Annotated in this window: 5 protein-coding genes; all 5 read left to right on the top strand. The window is 66.4% G+C overall.

Features of this window, described 5'->3' with window-relative positions; translation table 11 throughout:
- The first annotated feature begins 197 nt into the window (after positions 1-197).
- Entirely contained in the window at positions 198-863 is a 666-nt protein-coding gene (locus VNQ78_RS18365; RefSeq protein ID WP_325692503.1) for a GMC family oxidoreductase, read from the top strand.
- 370 nt (positions 864-1233) lie between these two features.
- Positions 1234-2103, top strand: a complete 870-nt coding sequence (locus VNQ78_RS18370) for a MurR/RpiR family transcriptional regulator (RefSeq protein WP_325692505.1) — start codon at positions 1234-1236, stop codon at positions 2101-2103.
- A 1-nt stretch (position 2104) separates the two neighbouring features.
- Entirely contained in the window at positions 2105-3469 is a 1365-nt protein-coding gene (locus tag VNQ78_RS18375) for an aspartate aminotransferase family protein (RefSeq protein ID WP_325692507.1), read from the top strand.
- Positions 3466-4308 carry a 3-keto-5-aminohexanoate cleavage protein gene (locus VNQ78_RS18380; protein WP_325692509.1) on the top strand — a complete coding sequence of 281 codons (843 nt, stop codon included), beginning with the start codon at positions 3466-3468 and terminating at the stop codon, positions 4306-4308. Before VNQ78_RS18375 ends, VNQ78_RS18380 begins: the two co-directional genes overlap by 4 nt.
- Before the next feature lie 87 nt (positions 4309-4395).
- Positions 4396-4620, top strand: a 225-nt coding sequence (locus tag VNQ78_RS18385; RefSeq protein WP_414694109.1) for a TAXI family TRAP transporter solute-binding subunit, incomplete at its 3' end; no start/stop codon positions are given.

Genomic DNA, 4620 nt, shown 5'->3' on the forward strand with positions numbered 1-4620 from the left:
GCCTCGAAACCGACGATGCGGGCTGCCGCGTCACCGCCGCGATCATCCGCCGGAACGGGCGCGAGGAGCGATTGACTGCCTGCCACTTTGCCGTCGCCGCGGGTGCCGTCCAATCTGCCGCGCTTCTCCTGCGGTCGGCAAATGCCGCGCATCCGACAGGTTTGAGCAACCGCTCGGACCAGTTGGGGCGGAACTTCATGAACCACAATACCAGCGCGATGATCACGCTGAACCCGCGGATCCGGAATGATTCCGTTTATCAGAAGACCCTGTGCTTCAACGATTTCTACAATGACGACCCCGAGGCGCATGCCCCACTTGGAAACGTCCAGCTGCTGGGCCGCATCACCGGCAATATCCTGAAGGCCCAGATCCCCGCCCTGCCGCGACCGCTTGCACGCCTCATTGCAGACCGCGCCTTCGGCTGGTTCCTGACCAGCGAGGACCTGCCCAATCCCGACAGCCGCGTCCTTGTCCGGGGCGAGGATATCGTCGTGGGCTGGCAGCGCTCCAACATGGACGCGCATCACCTGCTGATCAAGCGCACGCGGCAGGTGATGCGGCGCGCGGGGTTTCCTGTTACGCTGGTGCGCATCTTCGGCAACCGCACCACTTCGCATCAATGCGGCACGGCGCGGCTGGGTGTTGATCCGGCCACGTCGGTTGTGGACCTCGATTGCCGCAGCCACGATATTGCGAACCTCTGGGTGACAGATGCCTCAATCCTGCCAACTTCGGCTGCCGTGAACCCGGCTCTGACCATCGCGGCGCTCGCGCTTCGCGCCGGACAAGCGCTCGTGCACGACTGCGGCACTCAACAGTCCGCCTGTCAAGATGGGGACGGCGATCGAGAGGTTGGCTAATGATGTGAACGACGCGACGAAGGAGCCATGCCCTGCAGGTAGGTGGGGGTTGAGATTCTTCGACATCAGTCTCATCCCCTCCGCCAATAATTCCGGTAAGATCATATTTTTACAAAAAAAATTGTCGGACATGATACAAAGACCCCGCAGTTATTCCCCCGCGCATCCGGGAGTATGTGCGACGAGCCGGGATCTGTGGCAGTCGCCGTGATCCAGCCCGGATGACTCCAAGATCTCCGTCACCAGCCAGCCCAAGCAACCGGCACCTCCCCGGCACGGCGAAGAACGCCATCAACGACCCGTGACATCGGACATTGACACGTTTGTTCCATGAATGATTAAGTTCGGAACAAATGATCCGGGGCCATGCATGACCATCACCGATCTCTGGCAGCATCTGGAACTCCGTTATGCAGACCTGTCGCCGCGACTGCGCGAGGCGGCGATCTGGATCCGCGAGAATCCGGCCGAAGTGGCGCTGCACGGCCTCAGGCGCACCGCGCGCGAGGCGGCGCTGTCGCCCGGCACGCTTCTGCGGCTGGTCCAGAGCCTCGGGTTCGCGGGCTGGGAGGAATTTCAGGCCCTGCACCGCGACTGGCTGACCGAGAGGAACGGCGCGATCTATTCGGGCCGCGCCTCTGACACACTGGCCGCGCAGGAGCCGGGCGACCTCGTTTCCCGCATCGCCGAGGCCGAGGTCACGAATGTGCTGTCGGGCCTGCGCGAGGAACAGCGCGGCAGAATGCTGGAAGCGGCGGCCATTCTGGCCGACAGTCCGACGGTGGCGGTGCTGGGTCTGCGCAGCTGTCACGCGGTGGCCTTCGCCATGCATTACAGCCTGTCGCTGTTTCGCGAGAATACCCGACTGGTGGGCGCGGGAAGCGGGATGATGCTTGATGACCTGTGCAGCCTGCGTGCGGGCGACGTTCTGGTCTCGATCTCTGTTGCGCCATTCAGCCGCGAGACGATTGCCGCCACGCGCCATGCCCGTGATGCGGGGATCGGCGTGATCGGGCTGACCGATGCGCCGCTCGGGCCTCTGGCGCGGCTGGCCGACATCACGCTGACCGCAGCGAATGGCGGGCCGTCGCATATCGCCTCGATCAGCGGGCTGATGGTGCTGTCGCAATCCCTGTCCAGCCTTGCCCTGACCCGTCGGGGCGAGGCGGGGCTCGAGGCCCTGCGCCGGCGCGAGGCGACCTTCGCCGCCCGTTCGGCCTTTCTTCCGTTGGAGACCTGAGATGACCCTTGCCACCCTGCCGAACCAGACCCGCATCCTGCATCGCGATCCCTCGCGCATCCTGCCCGTGGCCGTGGGTGGCGATGGGCCTTTCGTGATCGACAGCACCGGGCGGCGCTATCTGGATGCCTCGGGGGGCGCCGCGGTTTCGTGCCTTGGCCACAGCGAGGGGCGCGTGGTGGCGGCGATCAAGGCGCAGCTTGACCGGTTGCCCTATGCCCATACCAGCTTTTTCACCACCTCGCCGGCCGAGGAACTGGCCGACTTCCTCGTCTCGCGCGCGCCCGAGGGGCTGGAGCATGTCTATTTCCTGTCGGGCGGCTCCGAGGCGAACGAGACGGCGCTGAAACTGGCACGGCAGTATTTCTGGGAAAAGGGCGAAACCGGCCGCAGCCGCTTTATCGCGCGGCAGCAAAGCTATCACGGCAATACGTTGGGCGCCCTGTCGGCGGGCGGCAATGCCGGGCGGCGCGCGGTCTATGAGCCGATCCTGCTGCCCGTCAGCCATATCCCGCCCTGCTTCGACTATCGCCACCGGGCCGAGGGCGAAACCCCGGAAGCCTACGGCCTGCGCGCCGCCAATGAGCTGGAGGCCGAGATCCTGCGCCTTGGCCCGGAAACCGTGATTGCCTTCATCGCCGAGACGGTGGGCGGCGCGACCTGTGGCGCGATCACCCCGGCACCGGGCTATTTCCGTCGCATCCGCGAGATCTGCGACAAATATGGCGTGCTGCTGATCCTTGACGAGGTGATGTGCGGCATGGGCCGCACAGGCACGCTCAACGCCTGCGAGCAGGAGGGCGTCGCGCCCGACCTTCTGACCTGCGCCAAGGGCCTCGGCGCAGGTTACCAGCCGATCGGCGCCTGCCTGATGTCGGGCGAGATCTATGACACGATCACCGGTGGTTCGGGCAGTTTCCAGCACGGCTTCACCTATATCGGCCATGCCACCGCCTGTGCCGGCGCGCTGGCGGTGCAGAAGGTGATCGAGGAGGATGGCCTGCTCGCGCGCTGCCGCGAGATGGGGGGGGCGCTGGAGACGGCGCTGCATGACCGTTTCGGCGCGCATCCACATGTCGGCGACATCCGCGGCCGGGGCCTCTTTCGCGCCATCGAACTGGTCGAGGATCGTGCCACGAAGCGCAGCTTTGCGCCGGGGCTGAAGCTGCATTCCCGCATCCGCGCCGAAAGCATGGCGCGGGACCTGATGGTCTATCCGGGCGGCGGCACCGCCGATGGTATAGCGGGCGATCATGTGCTGATGGCGCCCTCCTACATCATCGACGCGGGGCATGTCGAAATGATCGCGGACCGGCTGCTGGCGGCGGTGGATGCGGCCCTCGCTTCGGCCGGAGTGGGCCGATGACCTTGCCCTTCGCCATTGCCGTCGCACCGAACGGCGCGCGCCGCACCAAGGCGGATCATCCGCGCCTGCCGCTGACCGTGGCGGAAATGGTGCGCGAGGCATGCGCCGCGCAGGAGGCCGGGGCGGCCATGCTGCATCTGCACGTGCGCGACGCGACAGGCCGCCATGTTCTGGATGCCGGGCTTTACCGTGAGGCGCTGGCGGCGCTCCGCCGCGAGTTGGGCGAGCGGATGGTGATGCAGGTCACGACCGAAGCCGTCGGGCGCTACGGCCCGGCCGAACAGATCGCGCTGGTCCGCGCGCTCTGGCCCGAATCCGTCAGCCTTGCGCTGCGCGAACTGTTTGCCGAGGGCGAAGACGAGGCCGCCCCCGCCGCGCTGATCCGCGAGATGGAGGAGCGCGGGACGCTTTGGCAGCTGATCCTCTATGATGCTGCCGATCTGGCGCGGATGGAGGTCTTGCAGTCGCGCGGGCTGCTGCCTGACGGGCCTCTGGCGGTGCTGCCGGTGCTGGGGCGCTATTCGGGCACCGGCGCCGACGAGGCCGAATTCGCGGCCTTTCTGGAGGCGGGCATCGCACGCCATGCCTTCATACTCTGCGCCTTCGGCCCGGAGGAGGCGCGCTTCATGGGATTGTCGGCCCTGCGGGGCGGACATGCCCGCGTGGGTTTCGAGAACAACCTGAACTTGCCAAACGGCGGTATCGCCCCCAACAATGCCGCGCTGGTGGCGGCCTGCGCAGAGGCGGCAGCGGCCTCGGGCCGGGTGCTGGCGGACGCGGCCGATCTGCGACGGATCTGGCGCGAGCCCGCGCCCATGCCCGCAGAAGCGGGCCAATAAACAACTCATAAACCGCGCCCGCAGTGGCGCTTCAACAAGGAGAGTGCAATGAACTTCAGAAACTCGGTCTTCGGACTTGGCCTTGCCATGCTGGCGGGCAGCATCTCGCTGCCGGCCATGGCGCAGCAGACCTTCATCACCGTGGGCACCGGTGGCGTCACCGGCGTCTACTATGCGGCGGGCGGCGCGATCTGCCGTCTGGTCAACAAGGACCGCGCGACCCACGGGCTGCGCTGCTCGGTCGAATCCACCGGCGGATCGGCCTATAACGCCAATGCGATCAAGGCGGGCGAGCTGGACTTCGGCATGGCC

It is taken from the genome of Paracoccus sp. (in: a-proteobacteria) (genome assembly GCF_035556475.1).
Taxonomy (GTDB): domain Bacteria; phylum Pseudomonadota; class Alphaproteobacteria; order Rhodobacterales; family Rhodobacteraceae; genus Paracoccus.

Coding starts and splice junctions, on each gene's coding strand:
- VNQ78_RS18370 (WP_325692505.1), top strand. CDS start 1,234: ATGACCATCACCGATCTCTGGCAGCATCTGGAACTCCGTTATGCAGAC.
- VNQ78_RS18375 (WP_325692507.1), top strand. CDS start 2,105: ATGACCCTTGCCACCCTGCCGAACCAGACCCGCATCCTGCATCGCGAT.
- VNQ78_RS18380 (WP_325692509.1), top strand. CDS start 3,466: ATGACCTTGCCCTTCGCCATTGCCGTCGCACCGAACGGCGCGCGCCGC.
- VNQ78_RS18365 (WP_325692503.1), top strand. CDS start 198: ATGAACCACAATACCAGCGCGATGATCACGCTGAACCCGCGGATCCGG.